Annotated in this window: 19 protein-coding genes; 11 read left to right on the top strand and 8 right to left on the bottom strand. The window is 70.0% G+C overall.

Features of this window, described 5'->3' with window-relative positions; translation table 11 throughout:
* Window positions 1-83 precede the first annotated feature (83 nt).
* The 7 genes from BM013_RS32105 to BM013_RS32075 all read left to right on the top strand — a co-directional run bounded on the left by BM013_RS32105 (window position 84) and on the right by BM013_RS32075 (window position 7,015).
* Window positions 84-1,085, top strand: coding sequence for an isopenicillin N synthase family dioxygenase (locus BM013_RS32105; RefSeq protein WP_093132687.1), 1,002 nt, complete (start codon window positions 84-86; stop codon window positions 1,083-1,085).
* 28 nt (window positions 1,086-1,113) lie between these two features.
* On the top strand, window positions 1,114-1,500 hold the full coding sequence (locus BM013_RS32100) for a VOC family protein (RefSeq protein WP_093132685.1): 387 nt from the start codon (window positions 1,114-1,116) through the stop codon (window positions 1,498-1,500).
* Window positions 1,501-1,571: 71 nt separating this feature from the next.
* On the top strand, window positions 1,572-2,678 hold the full coding sequence (locus tag BM013_RS32095) for a BMP family ABC transporter substrate-binding protein (RefSeq protein WP_093132683.1): 1,107 nt from the start codon (window positions 1,572-1,574) through the stop codon (window positions 2,676-2,678).
* Window positions 2,679-2,729: 51 nt separating this feature from the next.
* Window positions 2,730-4,256, top strand: coding sequence for an ABC transporter ATP-binding protein (locus tag BM013_RS32090; RefSeq protein ID WP_093132681.1), 1,527 nt, complete (start codon window positions 2,730-2,732; stop codon window positions 4,254-4,256).
* Complete coding sequence (locus tag BM013_RS32085; RefSeq protein ID WP_218153707.1) at window positions 4,249-5,415, top strand: ABC transporter permease; 1,167 nt, start codon at window positions 4,249-4,251, stop codon at window positions 5,413-5,415. Before BM013_RS32090 ends, BM013_RS32085 begins: the two co-directional genes overlap by 8 nt.
* Entirely contained in the window at window positions 5,412-6,344 is a 933-nt protein-coding gene (locus tag BM013_RS32080) for an ABC transporter permease (RefSeq protein ID WP_093132679.1), read from the top strand. Before BM013_RS32085 ends, BM013_RS32080 begins: the two co-directional genes overlap by 4 nt.
* Window positions 6,341-7,015: a cysteine hydrolase family protein gene (locus BM013_RS32075; RefSeq protein ID WP_093132677.1), complete on the top strand. Its 675-nt coding sequence runs from the start codon at window positions 6,341-6,343 to the stop codon at window positions 7,013-7,015. The genes BM013_RS32080 and BM013_RS32075 overlap by 4 nt, the downstream gene beginning before the upstream one ends.
* A 4-nt stretch (window positions 7,016-7,019) precedes the next feature.
* Here BM013_RS32075 and BM013_RS32070 read toward each other — a convergent pair whose 3' ends face one another.
* Window positions 7,020-7,778: a hypothetical protein gene (locus BM013_RS32070; protein ID WP_093132675.1), complete on the bottom strand. Its 759-nt coding sequence runs from the start codon at window positions 7,776-7,778 to the stop codon at window positions 7,020-7,022.
* Window positions 7,779-7,823: 45 nt separating this feature from the next.
* Between BM013_RS32070 and BM013_RS32065 the strand changes: the two genes are divergently transcribed.
* From BM013_RS32065 to BM013_RS32055, 3 genes are read left to right on the top strand one after another with little or no spacing between them, the layout of a single operon-like run.
* Complete coding sequence (locus tag BM013_RS32065) at window positions 7,824-8,423, top strand: LemA family protein (protein WP_177225631.1); 600 nt, start codon at window positions 7,824-7,826, stop codon at window positions 8,421-8,423.
* Window positions 8,424-8,435: 12 nt separating this feature from the next.
* Entirely contained in the window at window positions 8,436-9,368 is a 933-nt protein-coding gene (locus BM013_RS32060; protein WP_093132673.1) for a TPM domain-containing protein, read from the top strand.
* A 5-nt stretch (window positions 9,369-9,373) separates the two neighbouring features.
* Window positions 9,374-9,901, top strand: a complete 528-nt coding sequence (locus BM013_RS32055) for a TPM domain-containing protein (protein ID WP_093132884.1) — start codon at window positions 9,374-9,376, stop codon at window positions 9,899-9,901.
* 261 nt (window positions 9,902-10,162) lie between these two features.
* Here the strand turns inward: BM013_RS32055 and pdeM are convergent, their stop codons facing one another.
* A complete protein-coding gene (gene pdeM, locus BM013_RS32050; protein WP_093132882.1) occupies window positions 10,163-10,840 on the bottom strand; it encodes a ligase-associated DNA damage response endonuclease PdeM in 678 nt (225 codons plus the stop codon).
* Window positions 10,841-10,917: 77 nt separating this feature from the next.
* On the opposite strand from pdeM, the gene trxC reads away from it, so the two are divergent.
* Entirely contained in the window at window positions 10,918-11,367 is a 450-nt protein-coding gene (trxC, locus tag BM013_RS32045; RefSeq protein ID WP_093132671.1) for a thioredoxin TrxC, read from the top strand.
* 8 nt (window positions 11,368-11,375) lie between these two features.
* Here trxC and BM013_RS32040 read toward each other — a convergent pair whose 3' ends face one another.
* The 6 genes from BM013_RS32040 to BM013_RS32015 form a co-directional block, all read right to left on the bottom strand.
* Window positions 11,376-14,054, bottom strand: coding sequence for a ligase-associated DNA damage response DEXH box helicase (locus BM013_RS32040; RefSeq protein WP_371281374.1), 2,679 nt, complete (start codon window positions 14,052-14,054; stop codon window positions 11,376-11,378).
* Window positions 14,055-14,922: 868 nt separating this feature from the next.
* A complete protein-coding gene (locus tag BM013_RS32035; RefSeq protein ID WP_093132667.1) occupies window positions 14,923-16,578 on the bottom strand; it encodes an ATP-dependent DNA ligase in 1,656 nt (551 codons plus the stop codon).
* The gene (locus BM013_RS32030) at window positions 16,575-17,729 is read right to left on the bottom strand and encodes a ligase-associated DNA damage response exonuclease (RefSeq protein WP_093132665.1); all 1,155 of its coding nucleotides are present in this window, start codon (window positions 17,727-17,729) and stop codon (window positions 16,575-16,577) included. The genes BM013_RS32035 and BM013_RS32030 overlap by 4 nt, the downstream gene beginning before the upstream one ends.
* 112 nt (window positions 17,730-17,841) lie before the next feature.
* Window positions 17,842-18,366, bottom strand: coding sequence for a DUF3617 domain-containing protein (locus tag BM013_RS32025; protein ID WP_093132663.1), 525 nt, complete (start codon window positions 18,364-18,366; stop codon window positions 17,842-17,844).
* A 76-nt stretch (window positions 18,367-18,442) separates the two neighbouring features.
* Window positions 18,443-19,195, bottom strand: a complete 753-nt coding sequence (locus BM013_RS32020) for a phosphatase PAP2 family protein (RefSeq protein ID WP_093132661.1) — start codon at window positions 19,193-19,195, stop codon at window positions 18,443-18,445.
* A 25-nt stretch (window positions 19,196-19,220) separates the two neighbouring features.
* Entirely contained in the window at window positions 19,221-20,384 is a 1,164-nt protein-coding gene (locus BM013_RS32015) for a Gfo/Idh/MocA family protein (RefSeq protein ID WP_093132659.1), read from the bottom strand.
* Window positions 20,385-20,442: the final 58 nt, after the last annotated feature.

Raw genomic sequence — 20,442 nt, 5'->3', positions numbered from 1 at the left:
CGCGGCAATTGCGATTTGTCCATTTGGTCCAACTGGCACAGACGTTGCATGGAGAAAGGCATGCCAAGCATGAGGAACTCGCCATGACCCTGCTGTCCGTCCCGATCATCGATCTCGCGCCCTACTTCGCCGGCACGGCCGAAGGCAAGGCCGAGGTTGCAAGGAAAGTCGATGAAGCCTGCCGCAGCATCGGCTTCCTCGTCATCACCCACCACGGCATTGCGCCTTCGCTCATCTCGCGCGTGTCGTCGCTCTCGCGCAGCTTCTTCGACATGCCGCTGGGCGAGAAGCGCAAGGTCGACCGGCCGCGCGAGGACGCGGTGCGTGGCTACAGCGCGGTGGGCGAAGAAGGCCTCTCGTACAGCCTCGAAGAAGCCGCGCCCGGCGACCTGAAGGAGTCGTTCTCCATCGGCCCGTCGAACGTGCCCAACGACGACTACCACCGCGGCCCCGCAGCCGGCCCGCACTTCGAGCCCAACAGCTGGCCGCCCATCGACGGTTTCCGCGAAGCCTGCGAAGGCTACTTCGGGGCCATGAGCGATCTCTCGCGCTCGCTCATGCGCATCTTCGCGCTCGGGCTCTCGCTGCCGGAGACTTTCTTCGACGACAAGATCGACGAGCACATCAGCATGTTCCGCGTGCTGAGCTACCCGCCGCAGCGCGAGCAGCCGCTGCCCGGCCAGTTGCGCGCGGGCGCGCACAGCGACTACGGCAGCCTGACCATCGTGCTGCCCGACGACAAGGGCCTGCAGGTGTTCAACAAGGCCGGCCAGTGGGTCGACGTGCCGCAGGTCGAAGGCGGGCTGGTGGTCAACATCGCCGACCTCATGATGCAGTGGACCAACGACCAGTGGGTGTCCACGCTGCACCGCGTGACCAACCCGCCGTTCGAGGTGGCGAGCACCAACCGGCGCCAGTCGCTGGTGTTCTTCCACCAGCCCAACTACGACGCGATGGTCGAGTGCCTGCCGAGCTGCCTCGCGCCGGGCGAGCAGGCCAAGTACGCGCCCATTTCCTCGGGCGACCACCTGACCTCGAAGTTCGTCAAGCAGACGACCTTCGGCGGCACCAAGGCCACGGCCTGAACTGGACACCTGAGCACCTGAACCACGCATGGCCCATCTCTCCTACGTCAACGTCTTCGCAAAGGACGTGGTCGCCCTCAGCGGCTTCTACCAGCGCGTGTTCGGCTTCCCCGAGATCGAGGCGATCCGCTCGCCCATCTTCCGCGGGCTGGACACCGGCAGGTCGAGCCTGGGCTTCAACGCGCTCGACGCCTACGAGCTGCTGCACCTGGCGGAGTTCTCGGACACGCGCGGCGTGAAGTTCCTGCTGAACATCGACGTCGACAGCCAGGCCGACGTCGAGCGCATGGTGCCCGTCGCGCTCGAGGCCGGCGCCACGCTCGTCAAGGCGCCGTACGTCACTTACTACAACTGGTACCAGTCGGTGCTGCTCGACCCCGAGGGCAACGTGTTCCGCATCAACTTCATGATGTGACGCGCGCTGCCTTCGCTGCTTTGTTCTTCGCCCCTTCCATTCCTCCAAGCCTCTCCACCAAAGGTAGTTCCATGCAGTTGCGCACCCTCACTCCCGGCCTGGGCCTCGCGATGACCGTCGCGGCCGGCGGCGCGTTCTTCACCACGCTGCCCGCCGCGGCCGCCGACGGCTTCACGCTGAAGGACAAGCCGAAGATCGCGATGCTCTACTTCGGCCCGAAGAACGACGGCGGCTGGACGCAGGCCTTCGACGAGGCCCGCGTGAAGATCGAGAAGGAGATCGGCCAGAAGATCCAGTTCGTGGAGAACGTGCCCGAAGACGCCTCGGCCATCAAGCCCGCGGCCGAGAAGTTCATCCAGCGCGGCGCCAACATCGTGATCGGCACGGCCTTCGGCTATTCCGACAGCTTCAAGGACCTGGCCGCCAAGTACCCCGACGTGGCCTTCCTGAACGGCTCGGGCACCACCAACGGCAGCAACCTCGAGTCGTTCTACGGTCGCACCTACGAGAGCCAGTACCTCTGCGGCATGGCCGCCGGCGCGGCATCGAAGACCGGCAAGCTCGGCTTCGTCGCGGCCAACCCCTTCGGCGTGGTGAACTGGACCATCAACGCCTTCGCGCTCGGCGCGCAGAAGATGAACCCGAACGCCACGGTCAACGTGATCTACACCGGCGCGTGGAACGACCCGGTGAAGGAACGCGCGGCCGCCGCCGCACTCATCGACCAGGGCGCCGACGTGATCGGCCAGCACGTGGACAGCCCCACGCCGCAGATCGTCGCGCAGGAGCGCGGCGTGTACGGCACCGGCCACCACCGCGACCTGCGCCAGTTCGCACCCAAGGCCACGCTGTGCTCTTCCGTGTGGGTGTGGGACAGGTTCCTCGCGCCGGAGCTGAAGAAGGTGATGGCCGGCGGATGGAAGCCCGCGCAATACGGCGCCTTCATCGAGATGAAGGACGGCGGCACCGACATCGCGGGCTTCGGCCCCGCCGTGCCCAAGGACAAGGCCGCGGCCATCACCGCCGAGCGCGACGCGATCATGAAGGGCAAGCAGGTCTACGCCGGCCCGCTCGCGGACCGCGACGGCAAGGAGCGCGTGGCCAAGGGCGCGGTGCTCTCAGATGCGGACCTGTGGAAGATGGACTGGTTCGTCAAGGGCGTGGTCACGCAGAAGTAGGCCAACCGCCCAACCAGGCGGCCAGCAAGCAAGCAAGGACCGAACGACGCCATGCCCAACGCGCTCGAACTCACCGGCATCCGCAAGTCCTTCGACGGCTTTGCGGCGCTGACCGACGCCCACTTCGCCGCGCGCTGGGGCGAGGTGCATGCGCTGCTGGGCGAGAACGGCGCGGGCAAGTCGTCGTTGATGAACATCGCGGCCGGGCTCTATGCGCCCGAGGCCGGACAGCTGCTGGTGGACGACAACGCGGTGCGCTTCAGCGGCCCGCGCGATGCGGCGAAGCACCGCATCGGCATGGTCCACCAGCACTTCAAGCTGGTGCGGCCGTTCACGGTGGCGCAGAACATCCTGCTCACCGCGCCGCCGCCGGCCGAGTTCCAGAGCCATGGCGAGCGGCTGCGCGAGATGGCGCGCGACATCCGCAACAAGGCCTCGGAGCTGGGCTTCGACATCGACCCGTCGAAGCGGGTCGACGCACTGTCGATCGCCGAGCAGCAACGCGTGGAGATCCTCAAGGTGCTGCTTGCGGGCGCGCGCATCCTGATCCTGGACGAACCCACGGCCGTGCTGACCGACCAGGAGGCCGCGCGGCTGCTGCAGACCGTGCAGGGGCTGGCGCGCGCCGGCGCCGCCGTGGTGCTGGTCACGCACAAGATGGCCGACGTGAAGAGCTATGCCGACCGCGTGACGGTGATGCGCGGCGGCCGCACGGTGGCCACGCTGCAACCCGCGCAGGCGTCGGTGGCCGAGCTGGTGAAGCTCACCGTGGGCGAATCGATTGCCAACGAGAACTTCAGGCCGTCGGCCGCGCCGCGCGGTGCGGTGCGCCTGTCGGTGCGCGGGCTGCGCACGCCGGCCTCGCCCGAAGGCCGGCGCGTGCTCGACGGTGTCGACCTCGAATTGCACGCCGGAGAAATCTACGGCCTGGCCGGTGTCGGCGGCAACGGACAGGGCGAACTCGCAGGCGCCATCATGGGCCTGCCGGGCGAAGCCACCGACGGCGAGATCCGGCTCGAGGGCCACGGCGACCTCAAGACCCTGGCCGCATCGGCACGCCGCGGCATCGGCATTGCCGCCATTCCGGCCGACCGCTACGGGCTCGCGCTCGCGGGCGGGCTGTCGGTGGCGGAGAACTACGCCATCGGCCGCGTGCACACCGGACGCTACGGCCCGGTGTGGCGCCTGCGCCGGGGCCGCATCCAGAGCGACACGCAGGACGCCGTGCGCGCCTTCGACGTGCAGGGCGTGCGCTCGGTCGCGCAGAAGGCGGCGCTGCTGTCGGGCGGCAATGCGCAGAAGCTGGTGCTGGCGCGCGAGTTCGGCAAGTCGCCCACGCTGGTGCTTGCGCACAGCCCGAGTCGCGGGCTCGACGTGCGTGCCAGCGCCGAGGTGCATGCACGGCTGCGCGCCGCGCGCGACGCCGGCGCCGCCGTGCTGCTGATCAGCGAAGACCTCGACGAAGTGCTGCAGCTGGCCGACCGCGTGGGCGTGATGACGCGCGGGCGCATTGCCGGCGAATTCACGCAGCCCGCCGACCGGCAGGCCATTGGACAGGCGATGGTCGACCATGGCTGAAGCAACCCTCACGGCCGACATGGCACAAGCGCACAAGCCCCCCTCTTCCGCCCACCCCGTTCAGGAAGCACCGCGCGCGGTGCAGCCGCTGGCGCGCCGCCGCTACGCGCTGGAGATCCGCCAGCACATGGCGTGGCGCTGGCAGGCGCTGATCCTCGCGGTGGCGCTGCTCGTCGGGCTGGCCATCTCCGCCGCGATTTTGGTGGCCGCGGGCGTGCCGGCCGACGAACTGGCCAACGAGTTCGTCACGCAGACCTTCTTCGACGGGCAGAACTTTCGCGCCGTGCTGTTCCAGGCCGCGCCGATGATCCTGGTCGGCCTTGCGGGCGCCATCGCGTTTCGCGCGCGCTTCTGGAACCTGGGCCTCGAAGGCCAGATGGTCTGGGGCGCCATCGGCGCGACGGCCATCTCGATGTGGCAGGTCGGCCCCGAGAACCTGCGCCTGCCGCTGATGTTCGTGGCGGCCGTCTTCTGCGGCCTGCTGTGGGTGCTGGGGCCGGCATGGCTCAAGCTGAAGCTCGGCGTGAACGAGATCATCTCCACGCTGATGCTCAACTACATGGCGGCCAACTTCCTGCTGCACCTGGTGTACGGCAGCTGGAAGGACCCGAAGGACAACTTTCCGTATTCGCCGCAGTTCCGCGCGTTCGAACGCCTGCCCGAGCTGGGCTCGGGCGTGGGCAGCTCGATCCTGCTGGCGGGCGTGGTCGCGCTGCTGGCGTGGTGGCTGGTGAGCGTGAGTCGCGCGGGGCTGTACCTGCGCTTCGTCGATGCCAACCCGCGCGTGGCGCACGCCAACGGCGTGCCGGTGCGGCGCACCATCTACGGCGCCGTGCTGCTGTCGGGTGCAATGGCCGGGCTCGCGGGCTTCGCGGTCGCGGCCGGGCAGGAAGGCCGGCTCACGCAGGCCTTCTACCAGGGCTACGGTTTCTCGGGCATCCTCATTGCGTTCCTCGCGCGCAACAACCCGCTGGCGGCCACGGTGGTGGCGCTGCTGGTGGCGGCGCTGTTCGTCACCGGGCGCAGCCTGCAGGTGTTCTACCAGGTGCCGTTCTCGATGGTGCAGCTGATCCAGGCCATCATCGTGGTGTGCGTCGCGTCGAGCGACTTCTTCATTCGCCACCGGCTGCGCCGCGTGGGCGGGGAGTCTCTCCAATGAACGGCGGCGTCATCCTCAACTGGCTCGCGAGCACGCCGGACTTCGCGGTGCCTTATGCGCTCGCGGCGCTCGGCCTGATCATCAGCGAGCGCGCGGGCGTGCTCTCGCTCGGCGCCGAAGGGCTGATGCTGGTCGGCGCGCTGGCGGGCATCGGCGCGCAGATCGCCATCGGGCAACCGGCCGTGTCGCTGGTGCTCGCGATGCTGGCGGCCAGCGTGGTGTCGATGCTGTTCGCGGTGATGGTGATCTGGCTGCGCGTGAACCAGGTGATTGCCGGGCTCGCGCTGGTGTTCTTCTGCCAGGGGCTCACCGCGCTGGTCGGCTCCATGGCCGAGTGGACCAACCACGCCACCGAAGGCATCGGCGGCATGGCGCTGTGGCCGCTGTCGATGCTGCCGGGTGCGGGCAAGCTCTTCGAGCAGAACGCGATGGTGTGGCTCACGCTGCCGATCTTCGGGGCGGTGGCGTGGTTCTTCGCGCGCACCTCGACCGGCCTGCGGCTGCGCGCCGTGGGCGAGAACCCGCAGGCGGCCGACGCCGCGGGCATTGACGTGACGGCGTGGCGCTTTGCGGCCGTGCTCGCGGGCTCCGCGCTGGTGGGGCTGGCGGGCGCCTACATCTCGGTGGTCAGCACCAAGCTGTGGATCGCGGGCATGACCGGCGGGCGCGGCTGGATCGCGGTGGGCCTGGTGATCTTCGCGCGCTGGTCGCCGTGGAAGGCATTGGTGGGCGCGGTGCTGTTCGGCTGCATCGAAGCGCTCATTCCCCAGCTGGCCGCCGCCGGCGTGCAGCTGCCGCAGTACTTCGTGATGATGACGCCCTACGCGGTGACGCTGGGCGTGATGGTGTGGGTCGCGCTGTCGCGGCGCGGCGCCGACGAAGAGCCCGGTGCGCTGGGCCAACCCTATGTGAGAGAAGAACGCCGATGAAGGCCTGGGTCTACAACGAGGAGCGCACGCTCGACGCGGCGCAGTTCGCCGACTACCTGAACCCCGCGGCCACGGCGGTGGTGTCCATCGACATGCACCGGGGCCACCTCGACGACAGCCCCGACTGCCCCTGCCCCGCGCCGCGTGCGCGCGACGTGGTGGCGCCCATCGACAGCTTCCATGACGAGGTGCGCGCGCTGGGCGTGCGCATCGTGCACATCAAGTCGGTGCTGCGGCCCGGCGGCGAGGACGACATCCGCGGCATTCCGGCGGCATGGCGGCGCACCTTTGCGCTGCACGTGGGCGAGATTCCGAATGCCGACGCGCACGCCATCGAAGGCTCCAGGTGGACCGAATGGGTCACGCGGGTGGAGCCCGGCGACATGCGCGTGGACAGCAAGCGCCGCCTCTCTGCCTTCTACCCGACCGACCTCGACTTTCTGCTGCGCAACCAGCGCATCGAGACCGTGGTGCTCAACGGCGGCTTCACCGACTGCTGCGTGCTCAACACCGCCTTCGACGCCAACAACCACAACTACCGCGTGATCGTGCTGCGCGACCTGGTGCGCGGCACCGACCCGCACCTGGAAGGCGCGGCGCTCGCGATGGTGTCGCTGCACCTGGGGCTGGTGGTCGATTCGGCGGAGTTGCTGCGCCAGTGGCGCAGCTAGGGTTCTAGCCCGGCAGGCCGAGCCAGCGCGCGGCCACGCCCTGCATGTCGCCCTGCGCGGCCTGCCACACCAGCTCGGGCGCGGCCACGTGCACGCCCGGCGGCGCGATGCGCAGTGCAAGGTCGACCAGCTCGGCCACCTTCGATGCGCGCACCGGCTGCTCGCTGCTGGGCACCATGAAGCGCACGACCGACAGCATCCATGCGGCCAGCCGCTCCAGCGGGTTGGCGAACTTCGCGTTCACGGGCTTGCGTGCCGAGCGCACGAGGATCACGCGCTCGAAGCCGCAGGCCACCACCGCCTGCTCGTCGAGGCTCGCGAGGCCGTGCTTCAGCGCCTCGGGCAGGCGGCCCTGGTCGTGCGGCTGCACGATGGCCAGCGTCTGCACGCCGCAGGTGCGAAGCCAGCGCGCGAGCGCGGGCAGCTGGGCGGGCTCGGGCACCCACAGCGCGCGCTCGCGGTCGTGGTACAGGCGCGGCGGGTCGAAGGCCACGATGGCGGTGTGGGCCGAGGTGACGGGCCACTGCGCGATCGGCTGCGTCGGGCTCAGGTAGGTCTCCACGCCGCGCAGGCCATCGCGAATGGGCTCGCGCGCCAGCACGCGGGTGTGGGCATGGCGGTGGCTGCCCGACAGCCGCCGCAGCAGTTCCGCGCCCAATGCGCCGGTCGCGCCGGCGATCAGCAGGGTGCCGAAGGCATCGGAGGCGACGGGCAGCACCGCGCGGTTGGCGGCTTGCAGGGCTTGGAGCGGGTCGAGGGCCATGGGGTATCTATGCTAACTTCCGCGTCTTCTGCGGAGGTAATGCAAATGATGATGAAGCGCTGGTTCCTGATCCTTGCGGCGGTCGTGTCCCTGAGCGGCTGCGGCTACAACCAGTTCCAGTCCCTCGACGAGGCCAGCAAGTCGGCCTGGAGCGAGGTGCTCAACCAGTACCAGCGGCGCGCCGACCTCGTGCCCAACATCGTCGCCACCGTGAAGGGCGAGGCCAGCTTCGAGCAGGACACGCTCACCAAGGTGATCGAAGCGCGCGCCAAGGCCACCTCCATCACGGTGACGCCCGAGACGCTGAACAACCCCGAGGCCTTCCAGAAGTTCCAGCAGGCGCAGGGGGAGCTGTCTTCGGCGCTCTCGCGGCTGATGGCGGTGTCGGAGCGCTACCCCGACCTGAAGGCCAACCAGGCGTTCCGCGACCTGCGCGTGACGCTCGAAGGCACCGAGAACCGCATCACCGTGGCGCGCAACCGCTACATCGAGAGCGTGCAGGAGTACAACGTGCTCGCGCGCAGCTTCCCGAGCAACCTCACGGCCAAGGTCTTCGGCTACGCGCCCAAGCCGAACTTCTCGGTGCAGAACGAGGCGCAGATCTCCACGCCGCCCACGGTCGATTTCAGCGCACCCAAGAAGTAAGGGCCGCAGCCGATGGCCGTTGCCGCATTGCTTCGCCGCGCGCTGGCCGCGCTCGTCGTCACGGGCCTGGCCTGGGCCGCGCTGCCGGCGCTGGCGCAAGGCCTGCTGCCGGTGCCCGCGCTCACCGCGCGCGTGATCGACCAGACCCAGACGCTGGACGGCGCGCAGCGCAGCGGCCTGGAAAACAAGCTCGCCACCTTCGAGCAGCGCAAGGGTTCGCAGATCGTGGTGCTGATGGTGCCGACCACGGCGCCCGAGGACATCGCGAGCTACACGCAGCGCGTGGGCGACGCCTGGAAGATCGGCCGCAAGGGCGTGGGCGACGGCCTGCTGGTGGTGGTGGCCAAGAACGACCGCGCGATGCGCATCGCCACGGCCAAGGCGCTCGAAGGCGCGGTGCCCGACCTGGCGGCCAGCCGCATCATCGACGAGGAGATGAAGCCGCGCTTTCGCAACAACGACTTCGCGGGCGGGTTGAACGCGGCGCTGGACCGGCTCATCGGGCTGGTCGACGGCGAGCCGCTGCCCGCGCCTTCGCGCAGCGGCGGCGGTAACGCTGGTAGCCAGAACAACGACGATGGCGAGAGCGCCTTCGATTTCCTGAAGCACTTCGGCGTTTTCCTGTTCGTGGGCGTCTTCATGGGCGCGCCGATCGTGCGCGCCATCCTGGGCAAGAAGCTGGGCACCGTGGTGGTCGGCGCCGGCGTGGGGCTGCTCGTGTTCGTCATCACGGCCAGCATCGCCATCGCGGTGATCGCCGGGGTTGTCGCGCTCGTCGTCACGCTTTTCGAAGCCGCCGGCCGGTCGGGGGGTGGCGGCGGGGGCGGATTCAGTTCGGGCGGCGGTGGTGGCTGGAGCAGCGGCGGCAGCAGTGGTGGTGGCGGTGGCTTCAGCTCTGGTGGCGGTGGCAACTTTGGCGGCGGCGGCGCCTCGGGAAACTGGTGAACACGATGACGACCGACGCAACCCTGTTCGCCAGGCTGGGCCGCATCTGGCGCCATCGCTGGATCGATGAAACCGAAGTTCGCCGCGCGCTGCCCGAAGCCGTGATGCAGCGGCTCACGGGCCGCGTGGCCGCGAGCGAGCGGCGCCACAGCGGCGAGATCCGCATCTGCGTCGAGGCCGGCCTGCCGATGTCCTACCTGTGGCGCCATGCCCCGGCCCGCGAACGCGCCGTGATGCTGTTCGGCAAGCTGCGCGTGTGGGACACGGCACACAACAACGGCGTGCTCATCTACCTGCTGCTGGCCGAGCACGCGATCGAGATCGTGGCCGACCGGGGCATCCATTCGCAGGTCGACGATGCCGAATGGGCGGCGATGGCGCAGCGCATGAGCGCGGCGTTTCGCGAAGGGCGCTTCGAGGACGGGCTGACGCAGGCGCTGGAAGAAATCTCGGCGCTGCTGGTGGAACACTTTCCGCTGGGCGAAGGTGACGTCGACGTGAACGAGTTGCCTGACGAGCCTGTGGTGCTCTGACTTTCTGCCTCCCCGCACGGGGAGGACGGGGTGGGGGCAAGTGGCGCATCCGATGGGCGCCCTGCCTGCCCCCCATCCCAGCCTTCCCCCGGAGGGGGAAGGAGCCATACCGGACCTGCGCGGCTTGGTGTTCTGACTTTCTCCCTCCCCTCCCGGGGGAGGGCCGGGGTGGGGGCACGACGGCCTCCGAAAATACGCGGCGCCTGATCGAAGGCCTGCCCCCATCCCCACCTTCCCCCAGAGGGGAAAGGTGCAAATGCATCAGTCCGACGCAGGCAGTGCCCACACGGCCGCACCGCCCACTGCATGGAAACGCCGCCCCGGCGCTGCCTGCATCAACCACCCGCCCGTGAACTCACCGAAGGCCGGCAACACCGCTTGCCCCGCCTCGCTCACGAAGCAAGGCAGCCGCACCCTGTCGCGCCCCGGACCGTAGAGCATGCAAGCGGGGTGCAGATGCCCCGCGAGCACGAAATGCGTGGCATGCGGCTGTGGGTGATGGCAGCAGGCAAAGGGCCCGAGCAGGTGCGGCTCGTCGACCACCTCGATGCCCAGCGACGCCGGCGGGTCGCCCGCGCGGCTGTCGTGGTTGCCGCGCACCAGCGTCATCGCGATGCCCGCATGGCGCGCCCGCCAGTCCGCCACGGTGGCGAGCACGGTGCGGGCCTGCGCGGCATGCAGGAAGTCGCCGAGGAACACGAGGCGCTGCGGCGCCAGCCGTGCGATCAACGCATCGAGCCGCGCCAGGTTCTCCTGCGTGGTGCCGCCCGGCACCGGCTGGCCAAGCGCGCGGTAGGTGGCGGCCTTTCCCAGGTGCAGGTCGGCCACGAACAGCACGTGCCCGGCGGGCCACCAGAGCGCCCTTTCGGGCAGCAGCTGCAGCAGCTCGCCTGCCCAATGGACCGGCAACGACGAAGCGGGAGTGTCTGGATGCGTCACGGGCTGGAAGTGTCGCAAAAGACGCCCCTGGCCGCGTCCGGCTTGCAATTGGCCCCCGCAGCCCTTATTTTTTGCTGATGACCGAATCGCCCCCGCTGCACATCGTCTGCCCGCATTGCCACACCACCAACCGCGTGCGCGCGGCGCAACTCGGCAGCGCGCCCGACTGCGGCAGCTGCCACCGCCCCCTGTTCGCCGGCCATTCCACCGCGCTGCCCGACGAGGCCACCTTCGACCGCCACATCGCGCGCAACGAGATCCCGGTGCTGGTCGACTTCTGGGCGCCATGGTGCGGCCCGTGCCGCCAGATGGCGCCGGGCTACGAGCAGGCCGCCGCGCAGCTCGAACCGCACGTGCGGCTGGCCAAGGTCGACACCGAGGCGGTGCCGGCCCTGGGCGCGCGCTTCAACATCCGCAGCATCCCGACGCTGGCGCTGTTCCGCGGCGGGCGCGAGGTGGCACGGCAGGCCGGCGCGATGGGCGCGGCGGACATCGTGCGGTGGGTGAAGTCGCACGGCGGGGGCTGAGCAGGCTTTCACAGCGGCGGTAGCGGACGCGATGGCCGTGATGGCCGCCTGCGCTCCCGCCGCGGCGCCGGCGGCTTGCCGGCCCCCTCCTGCCCGAAGGCCAGCGTGCTCTTCACGCGCTCCACGCCGCCGGCCGTGACCACGCCGCCCGCGGCCTTCTCCAGCTGCTCGACCATGCGCGCGATGCGGTCGGCCACGTTCTCGTTCGACAGCTTCTCGCGGAACAACTCGACCATCAGCGGGAACGAGAACGGCGTCGGCCGTGCGAGCGGCTTCAGCACCAGCTGCTGCGTGGCCATGCGCACGAGGCTGGCGCGCAGCCGGCCGATCTCGAGCTCCTGCGCGAGCAGTTCCTGCTCGGCCTGCTGCAGCAGCTTGTTGGCGGGGTCGTACTTGCGGAACACCTCCCAGAACAGCGACGACGAGGCCTGCAGCTGCTTGCTGCTGCGCTTCTCGCCCGGGTAGCCCTGGAAGATCAGCCCCGACACGCGCGCGATCTCGCGGAAACGCCGCTGCGCGAGTTCGCCCGCGTTGAGCGAGGCCAGCACCTCGTGCAGCAACACGGCCTGCGCTTCATCGCCCTCCCCCTGCGGCAGCCGCAGCACCTGCGGCAGCAACGTGGACCAGTCGACCCCGGTCGCGCTCAGCAGCTCGAAGCCATAGTCGTTCACCGCGATGGAGAAGGTGCGCGCCTCGTGCTGCGCCACGCGCCACGCCAGCAGGCTCGCGAGCCCGAGGTGCACATGCCGGCCCGCGAACGGATAGAGGAACAGGTGCGAGCCTTCGCGCGTCGTCAGCGTCTCGGCCAGCAGCGTCTGCGGCGTCGGCAAAGCCGACCACTGCTGCTGGATCTCGAGCAGCGGCCGCACGCATTGCAGCTCGGGCGAGTCGTACCGGCCTTCATCCGCCAGCGCCAGCTGCTGCACCACCGCGTCGGCCAGCGTGTTCGACAGCGGCATGCGCCCGCCGTTCCAGCGCGGCACCGCGGGACGCTTGCCGCTGGCGCGCCGCACCCACGCGGTCATGTCGTGGATGCGCACCAGCTCCAGCAGGCGGCCGCCGAACAGGAAGCAGTCGCCGGGCTTCATGCGCGCGACGAAGCCCTCTTCCACGCTGCCGATCTTCGCGCCGGCCAGGTACTGCACCGACATGCTCGCGTCGCTGACGATGGTGCCGATGTTCATGCGATGGCGCCGCGCGAGCCGCGCATCGGGCACGCGCCACACGCCCTCGGCGTCGGGCACGGCGCGCCGGTAGTCCGGATAGGCCGCGAGCGAGGCGCCGCCTTGCGCCACGAAGTCGAGGCACCACTGCCAGCTCTCGCGCGACAGGTGCTCGTAGGCCGCGGTGCCGCGCACTTCGCCGTACAGGTCGTCGGGCACGAAGCCGCCGCCGAGCGCCACCGTCACCAGGTGCTGCACCAGCACGTCGAGCGGCTGGTCGGGCGAGTGGCGCGCCTCGATGTGCCCTTGCGCAATCGCGGTGCGCGCGGCCGCGCCCTCGACCATCTCGATGCTGTGCGTGGGCACGAGCGTGATGCGCGACGGCCGACCCGGCGCATGGCCCGAGCGGCCGGCGCGCTGCAGCAGCCGCGCCACGCCCTTGGGCGAGCCGATCTGCAGCACGCGCTCCACCGGCAGGAAGTCCACGCCCAGGTCGAGGCTCGAGGTGCAGACCACGGCCTTGAGCTCGCCGCTCTTCAGGCCCAGCTCGACCCATTCGCGCACCGCGCGGTCGAGCGAGCCGTGGTGCAGCGCGATGGCGCCGGCCCACTCCGGCCTGGCTTCGAGCAGGGCCTGGTACCAGATCTCCGACTGCGAGCGCGTGTTGGTGAACACCAGCGTGGTCTTGCTGCCGGCGATTTCCTCGATCACCTGCGGCAGCATCGTGAGTCCGAGGTGGCCGCCCCACGGGAAGCGTTCGGCGCGGCCCGGCAACAGCGAATCGATGACCAGTTTCTTGGGCACCTGGCCCTGCACGAGCACGCCGTCTTCATAGCCCAGCAGCGCATGCATGGCCTCCTGCAGATTGCCCAGGGTGGCCGACATGCCCCAGATCGCAAGGCCCGCGTTCCAGCGCTTCAGCCGCGCCAGCACGAGCTGCACCTGCACGCCGCGCTTGTTGCCCAGCAGCTCGTGCCATTCGTCGACCACGGTCATGCGCACATGGCCGAGCACCTCGCGCGCGTCGGCGCGCGCGAGCAGCAGCGAGAGGCTCTCGGGCGTGGTGACGAGCACCGTGGGCAGGCGCTGGTTCTGCGCGCTGCGCTCGGCGGACGAGGTGTCGCCGCTGCGCGCACCCGCGCTCCAGGGATGCACCTCGGCGCCAAGGGCTTCCAGCGGCTGCAGCAGCGCGCGCAGCGTGTCGGCCGCGAGCGCGCGCATGGGCGTGATCCACAGTACCGTGAGCGGCGGGGCGGCGGGGCGCGCCGTTTCCTTGCGGGCCTGCGAGAAGGCCAGCAGCGCAGCGAGCCACACGGCGTAGGTCTTGCCTGCGCCGGTGGTCGCATGAAGCATTCCGGACCTGCCTTCGGCCACGGCCTTCCACACCTCGCGCTGGAACTTGAACGGCTTCCACCCGCGCGCGGCGAACCATGCGTCGAGCGCTGCCTTGACGGACTTTGAATTGCGCCTTCCCCCTGTGGGGGAAGGTTGGGATGGGGGCTCGCGGCCTTCGACGCCGCGCAGACTCCGAGGCCGCTTGCCCCCACCCCGGCCCTCCCCCGGGAGGGGATGGAGCAATGCGGGGTCCACCGGCTCTGTCGCTTGAGCAGCCGCTACTGTCTTGCTCCTTCCCCTTCCGGGGGAAGGTTGGGATGGGGGCTCGCGGCCTTCAACGCCGCGCGGACTCCGAGGCCGCTTGCCCCCACCCCGGCCCTCCCCCGGGAAAGGAGGGAGCAATGCGGGGTCCGCCGGCTCTGTCGCTTGAGCGGCTTCGACTGTCTTGCTCCTTCCCTTTCCGGGGGAAGGTTGGGATGGGGGCTCGCGGCCTTCAACGCCGCGCGGATTCCGAGGCCGCTTGCCCCCACCCCCGCCCTCCCCCGGGAGGGGAGGGAGCAATGCGGGGTCCGCCGGCTCTGTCGCTTGAGCGGCTTCGACTGTCTTGCTCCTTCCCCTTCCGGGGGAAGGCTGGGATGGGGGCACGCGGCCTTCAACGCCGCGCTGACTCCGAGGCCGCTTGCCCCCACCCCGACCCTCCCCCGGGAGGGGAGGGAGCAATGCAGGGTCCACCGGCTCTGTCGCTTGAGCGCCCTCGACTGTCTTGCTCCTTCCCCTTCCGGGGGAAGGCTGGGATGGGGGCACGCGGCCTTCAACGCCGCGCGGACTCCGAGGCCGCTTGCCCCCACCCCGGCCCTCCCCCGGGAGGGGAGGGAGCAATGCGGGGTCCGCCGGCTCTGTCACTTGAGCGGCTTCGACTGTCTTGCTCCTTCCCCTTCCGGGGGAAGGCTGGGATGGGGGCTCGCGGCCTTCAACGCCGCGCGGGCTTCGAGGCCGCTTGCCCCCACCCCGGCCCTCCCCCGGGAGGGGGGGAGAAATACGGGGTCCGCCGGCTCGGTCATGACGGCAGCAACGCAGCCAGCGTCTGCAAGGTGTCCGCCTCCGCCACCGGCTTGTCTTCACGCCACCGCAGCATGCGCGGAAAGCGCACCGCGATGCCGCTCTTGTGCCGCGTGCTGCGCGCAATGCCTTCGAAGCCCAGCTCGAACACCAGCGTCGGCTTCACGCTCTTCACCGGCCCGAAGCTCTCGACGGTGGTCTTGCGGATGACTGCGTCCACGCGCCCCATCTCCGCATCGGTAAGCCCCGAGTAGGCCTTGGCGAAGGGCACCAGCTTGCGGTCTTCCTGGCCGGGCGGGCCGTCCCACACGGCGAAGGTGTAGTCGCTGTAGAGGCTGGCGCGCCGGCCATGGCCGCGCTGCGCATAGATCAGCACCGCATCGATGCTGAGCGGCTCGATCTTCCACTTCCACCACACGCCGACGTCCTTGGTGCGGCCCACGCCGTACTGCGCGTCGCGGCGCTTGAGCATCATGCCTTCGACGCCCATGCTGCGCGCGGCTTCACGTTGCCTGGCGAGATCGGTCCAGTCGGCCCCCGTGAGCATCGGGCTCGGCAGCAGCGAAGGGTGCTGCACGCGTGTGACGAGGTCGTCGAGCAGCACGCGCCGCTGCGACTGCGGCAGCGCGCGCAGGTCGCGGCCTTCCCATTCGAGCAGGTCGTAGGCCAGCAGCACCACGGGAATCTCGCGCAGCAGCTTGGGGCCCAGCGTCTTGCGGCCGATGCGCCTTTGCAGCTCGGCGAAGGGCTGGACCTTGTCCTCGCGCCACACGGCGATTTCGCCGTCGATCACCGTGCCATCGGGCAAGGCCTCGCCCAGCATCGCCAGCTCGGGGAAGCGTTCCGTCACCAGCTCCTCGCCGCGCGACCACACCCAGACCGCGCCGGCGCGCTTCACCAACTGCGCGCGGATGCCGTCCCACTTCCATTCGACGACCCAGTCGGCCGGCGGCCCGAGCACCGCGTCGAACTGCTCGAGCGGAATGTTGAACGGATGCGCGAGAAAGAACGGGTACGGCTGCCCGCTGGTCTTCTGCACCTGCTCGGAGCTCGACTCGGGCGCGATCAGCGCGAGGTAGTCGCACTGCTGCGGCCGCGCGCCGATGTGCGTGTAGCCCATGAGCCGTTGCGCCACGCGCTTGGCGTCGATGCCGCCGACCGCCGCGAGCGCCTGCGTGACCTGCAGCTTCGACACGCCCACGCGAAACGCGCCGGTGATGAGCTTGAAGTACACCAGCCGCTCTTCGGCCGCGAGCTGGCGCCACTGCGCGCGCAGGCGGTCGGCGAGTTGCTCGGGCGCCGTCTTCGCGGCCTCGCGCAGCGGCAGCAGGTGCTGCTCGACCCAGCCTGCGAGGCCGAGGTCGTGCGCCTCGCTGGGCGGCGGCAAGAGCAGCGCGATGGTTTCGGCCAGGTCGCCCACGGCGTCGTAGCTCTCGTCGAACAGCCACTCGGGCAGCCCCGCCGACTCCTGCGCGAGCAGGCGCAACAGCTTGGTGGGCACGAGCTGGCGTGGCTTGCCTCCCGCCAGGAAGTACACGGCCCATGCGGCATCGCCCGCGTCGGCCTCGCGCAGGTAGCGCTGCAGCGCGGCCTGCTTGGCGAGGTTCGATGTGCTCGCGTCGAGCTCGCGGTACAGCGCGGCAAAGGCCTTCATGTACCGGCTCCTTCCCCTGCCAGGGGAAGGCCGGGATGGGGGCTGACGGCATCTGCGTCGCGCGTCACCGGCACCGGCACTTGCCCCTGCGCGCCGCCTACAAGCGACGGAGCCTCCTGGTCGTCTTCATCGCCGTACTCGGTCTTGAAGCCCTGCGCATCCAGCCCGTTCTCGGTCAGCCACCGCACCATCACCTGCACGCTGCCGTGCGTGACGAACACGCGCTCGGCGCCCGTGCCCGCAATGGCCTGCTGCAGGCCGGGCCAGTCGGCGTGGTCGGACATGACGAAGCCGCGGTCCACACCCCTGCGGCGGCGCGTGCCGCGCAGCTGCATCCACCCGCTGGCGAACGCATCGGCGTAGTTTCCGAAGCGCTTCATCCACGGCGTGCCCTGCGCCGAAGGCGGCGCGAGCACCAATGCGCGCTTCAGCATCGCCGCATCCACCCCCTCGTCGCTCACGCGAAGAGTGGGCGGCAGGGCCACGCCCGCCGCGCGGTACACCGCGTTGAGCGGCTCCACCGCGCCATGCACCACGATCGGCCCGATGCTCGCGTCCACGCCATGCAGGATGCGCTGCGCCTTGCCGAAGGCATAGCAGAACAGCACCGACGCGCGCCCCGCTTCGGCATTGGCGCGCCACCACGCGTCGATCTCCGCGAACAGCACGGCCTGCGTGGGCCAGCGGTAGATCGGCAGGCCGAAGGTCGACTCGGTGATGAAGGTGTCGCAGGGCACCGGCTCGAAGGGCGCGCAGGTGCCGTCGGGCTCGGTCTTGTAGTCGCCCGAGGCCACCCACACGCGCCCGCCGTGTTCGAGCCGCACCTGCGCCGAGCCCAGCACATGGCCGGCCGGGTGCAGAGAAACGCGCACGCCGTGGTGTTCGATGGCCTCGCCGTAGGGCAGCGTCTGCAGGTTGATGTCCTGCCCGAGCCGCGTGCGCAGGGTGCCTTCGCTGTCGGTGTGGGCGAGGTAGTGCGCGTGCCCGATGCGGGCGTGGTCCGAATGGGCGTGTGTGATGATCGCGCGCCCCACCGGCCGCCACGGGTCGATGTAGAAATTGCCGGGCGGGCAGTACAGGCCCTCGGGCCGGGCGACGACGAGATCTTCCTGCACTTCTTGCGCACTTTGCGCATCTTGTGAGAGGGGCATGGCACGCCATCGTAGGCGCAGCCCGGCTGCCGTGGCGCCGAGCCTCGGCCGCGAGGCGCTGTGGGCCGGCGCCTACTTGGGCGCTCCCCTGCACTCGCTCTGCGCCGGCCCGTTATTTTTTCGGGCGGGTGTTCATCATGTCCAGCACGTTCATCTTCATGCCGTTGGACATGACCATGTCGCCGGGCTTCTGGTCGGCCTTGCAGGGGCCGACCCACTTCGCCTCCATGACGCTGGCGCCCTCGGCACGGCCCATGAGCGGCGGGTTGTAGCTCGACTTGCTCTCCATGCGGTAGGCCGTGTTGAAGTCGCCGCTGAGCACGGCGTGCGAGGTGGCGGTGGTGTTGCCGATCTTGCAGACCGAGTCCATCACGAGCTTGCCGCCGTCGGCGCGCAACTCCTGCTTCGAACACATGTCCTTGCCCATGCCCTGGCCCATGTCGCGCATCGCCTTGTCGCTGGCCGCGTCGATGCACTGCTGCATGGTGTGCGCGCCGGCGGGGCCCTTGCCGGTGCCGTCGCCGGTCTGGATTTCCCAGAGGCCGGGCTTGCGCGCCGGGAAGTCGAGCGCGAAGGCGGGGCCGGCGACGGCGCCGGCCAGCAGACAGAGCAGGCAGGCGGACAGACGGATCTTCATTGCGGGCTCCGCATCGGTGAACGGTGATGCCCGGGTTGTACCGCGCGCACCGCGGCGGCGGAATACCGCAATCGGCCTACGCCGGACGGGTCTTCGTGACCTGCGCGTCCTGCGCGTCCTGCGTGTCCTGCGCGGCCACCGAAGCCGGCGTGCGCTGCCGCGTGGCCACGCCGAGCGCCACGCCCAGCGCGAAGCCGCCCATCACGTCGATCAGCACGTGCTGGCGCACCGCCATCGTCGAATAGACGATGCCCGCGGCCCACGCCACGTTGACGATGCGCAGCCACGCGGGCGCGCCCACCTCGCGCAGCTGGCGCGCCAGCACCACGCAGGCGAACACCGAGAACGACACGTGCAGCGAAGGGAAGGCATTGCCGGCCGAGTCGACCATCTTGAGGAACTGCAGCGACGTTCCGGGCGCGGCGTCGACCGTGAAGTTGGGAATGGCCGTGGGCATGAACCAGAACACCAGCAGCGCCAGCGCCGTCATGGCCGCGCAGCCGAAGGAGAAGCGCCACAGCTCGCGCTTGTCCTTGGCCAGCAGCACCGGCAGCGCGATGTAGCCCCACAGCGAGAGGTACACCGGCAGCAGCGCGGGCCAGAAGGCGATGAGGTGGTCGACGGCCGTGAGCGGCAGCACCCGGGCCTGGCCCGCGTTCTTCATGATCCAGAAGTAGAGCGGAAAGAAACCGACGGTGGCGGCCATGTTGCCGACCAGCTTCAGCGGGAACAGCGTGACGCAGCGCCGCCACAGGGCGCTCAGCCAGGGCTGCGCCGTCGAGGAGCAAGCGTCGGAAGCGTCGGGAGCTTTGGAGGTGGAAGGCGTCATGGAGGCCCGCGCAGCGCGCCGTGCGCTACCAGGGCGTCCACTTTAATTCGCTTTTCGCCGAGGCCACCGTGCGCTCGATGAAGCGCACGCCGCGCGCGCCATCTTCCACGCGCGGGTAGTCGGCGGACAGCGGATCGGCCGCCTGGCCCGCGAGCCGCGCGCGGATGTCCGCCGCCACGCCCGCGTACACGTTCGCGAAGGCCTCGATGAAACCTTCCGGGTGCCCTGCCGGCAGCCGGCTCGCGCGTTGCGCGGATTCGCACAGCCAGGGCGCACCGCGCGTCAGCACGCGCTTGGGGCCGTCGTGCGGCAGGTGCAGCAGCTGGCTCGGCTGCTCCTGGTGCCATTCGAGCGTGCCCAGCGTGCCCGACACGCGCAGGCGCAGGTCGTTCTCCAGGCCCGTGTTGATCTGCGAGGCGATGAGCACGCCGCGCGCGCCGCCCTGGAAGCGCAGCAGCAGGCTGCCATCGTCGTCGAGCGTGCGGCCCGGCACCAGCGCGCCCAGGTCGGCGCACAGGCTCTCGATGTCCAGGCCGGTGACGGTGGCCACGAGATTCTCGGCATGCGAGCCGATGTCGCCGATGGCGCCGGCGGCGCCGCTGCGCGCGGGGTCGGTGCGCCAGTCGGCCTGCTTGTTGGTGCCGCCTTCGACATGGCTCGCGAGCCAGCCCTGGTTGTATTCGACGACGACCTTGCGGACCTCGCCGATCTGGCCCGAGCGCACCATTTCGCGCGCCTGCCGCACCATCGGGTAGCCGGTGTAGTTGTAGGTGACGCCGAACACGGTGCCGCGCCTGGCCACGGTGGCGACCAGCGCATCGGCCTGCTCGCGCGTGTGCACCAGCGGCTTGTCGCACACCACGTGGAAGCCCGCCTCGGCAAAGGCCTGCGCCACCGGAAAGTGCACGTGGTTGGGGGTGACGATCGACACGAAGTCGATGCGCTCGTCCACCGGCCGCTTCAGCTCGTCGGCCAGCAGCGCCTGCCAGTCGCCATGGTTGCGGTCGTCGGCCAGGCCGAGGTCACGGCCCGAGGCGCGCGCCTTGTCAGGGCTGGACGACAGCGCGCCGGCAGCGAGCGCGATCTGGCCGTCGAGCGCCATGGCCTTGCGGTGCACGGCGCCGATGAAGGCGTCGCGGCCGCCGCCGACCATGGCGTAGCGCAGCTTGCGAAGCGGTGAATCGGTCATCGATCTCCTCGGTGTTCCTGAAACTGTTCCCTCTCCCTCTGGGAGAGGGCCAGGGTGA

This window comes from Variovorax sp. OK605, assembly GCF_900115445.1.
Lineage (GTDB): Bacteria > Pseudomonadota > Gammaproteobacteria > Burkholderiales > Burkholderiaceae_C > Variovorax.
Note: the sequence above shows the minus strand (reverse complement) of the source record. Positions and strands in the feature narration are given on the sequence as shown.

Coding starts and splice junctions, on each gene's coding strand:
- trxC (WP_093132671.1), top strand. CDS start 10,918: ATGACCGAATCGCCCCCGCTGCACATCGTCTGCCCGCATTGCCACACC.
- BM013_RS32035 (WP_093132667.1), bottom strand. CDS start 16,578: ATGAAGGCCTTTGCCGCGCTGTACCGCGAGCTCGACGCGAGCACATCG.
- BM013_RS32070 (WP_093132675.1), bottom strand. CDS start 7,778: ATGGCCCTCGACCCGCTCCAAGCCCTGCAAGCCGCCAACCGCGCGGTG.
- BM013_RS32105 (WP_093132687.1), top strand. CDS start 84: ATGACCCTGCTGTCCGTCCCGATCATCGATCTCGCGCCCTACTTCGCC.
- BM013_RS32095 (WP_093132683.1), top strand. CDS start 1,572: ATGCAGTTGCGCACCCTCACTCCCGGCCTGGGCCTCGCGATGACCGTC.
- BM013_RS32090 (WP_093132681.1), top strand. CDS start 2,730: ATGCCCAACGCGCTCGAACTCACCGGCATCCGCAAGTCCTTCGACGGC.
- BM013_RS32060 (WP_093132673.1), top strand. CDS start 8,436: ATGGCCGTTGCCGCATTGCTTCGCCGCGCGCTGGCCGCGCTCGTCGTC.
- BM013_RS32080 (WP_093132679.1), top strand. CDS start 5,412: ATGAACGGCGGCGTCATCCTCAACTGGCTCGCGAGCACGCCGGACTTC.
- BM013_RS32065 (WP_177225631.1), top strand. CDS start 7,824: ATGATGATGAAGCGCTGGTTCCTGATCCTTGCGGCGGTCGTGTCCCTG.
- BM013_RS32025 (WP_093132663.1), bottom strand. CDS start 18,366: ATGAAGATCCGTCTGTCCGCCTGCCTGCTCTGTCTGCTGGCCGGCGCC.
- BM013_RS32100 (WP_093132685.1), top strand. CDS start 1,114: ATGGCCCATCTCTCCTACGTCAACGTCTTCGCAAAGGACGTGGTCGCC.
- BM013_RS32020 (WP_093132661.1), bottom strand. CDS start 19,195: ATGACGCCTTCCACCTCCAAAGCTCCCGACGCTTCCGACGCTTGCTCC.
- BM013_RS32030 (WP_093132665.1), bottom strand. CDS start 17,729: ATGCCCCTCTCACAAGATGCGCAAAGTGCGCAAGAAGTGCAGGAAGAT.
- BM013_RS32075 (WP_093132677.1), top strand. CDS start 6,341: ATGAAGGCCTGGGTCTACAACGAGGAGCGCACGCTCGACGCGGCGCAG.
- BM013_RS32085 (WP_218153707.1), top strand. CDS start 4,249: ATGGCTGAAGCAACCCTCACGGCCGACATGGCACAAGCGCACAAGCCC.
- BM013_RS32055 (WP_093132884.1), top strand. CDS start 9,374: ATGACGACCGACGCAACCCTGTTCGCCAGGCTGGGCCGCATCTGGCGC.
- BM013_RS32015 (WP_093132659.1), bottom strand. CDS start 20,384: ATGACCGATTCACCGCTTCGCAAGCTGCGCTACGCCATGGTCGGCGGC.